Here is a 242-nt window from a genome sequence, read left to right on the forward strand (position 1 = left end):
TCGATCGGCTTCGCGGCGCCGGTGATCCTGATCGTCCTGCGCCTGGCCCAGGGCCTGGCGATGGGTGGCTAGTACGGTGGCGCGGCGACCTACGTGGCCGAGCATGCACCGGCCGACAAGCGTGGCCTGTACACCAGCTTCATACAGTGCACGGCCACGCTTGGCCTGTTCATGTCGCTGCGGATCATCCAGGCCTGCCGCTACTTCCTGGGCCACCAGGCCTTTGAAGCCTGGGGCTGGCG

Annotated in this window: 1 pseudogene; it reads left to right on the forward strand. The window is 67.4% G+C overall.

The features are described 5' to 3' along the window. Window positions 1-242, forward strand: a pseudogene (locus tag ACQG3P_RS22270) (MFS transporter); the annotation flags it as partial.

The organism is Stenotrophomonas sp. SrG (assembly GCF_050031795.1).
In the GTDB taxonomy this organism is placed as follows: Bacteria; Pseudomonadota; Gammaproteobacteria; order Xanthomonadales; family Xanthomonadaceae; genus Stenotrophomonas; species Stenotrophomonas rhizophila_A.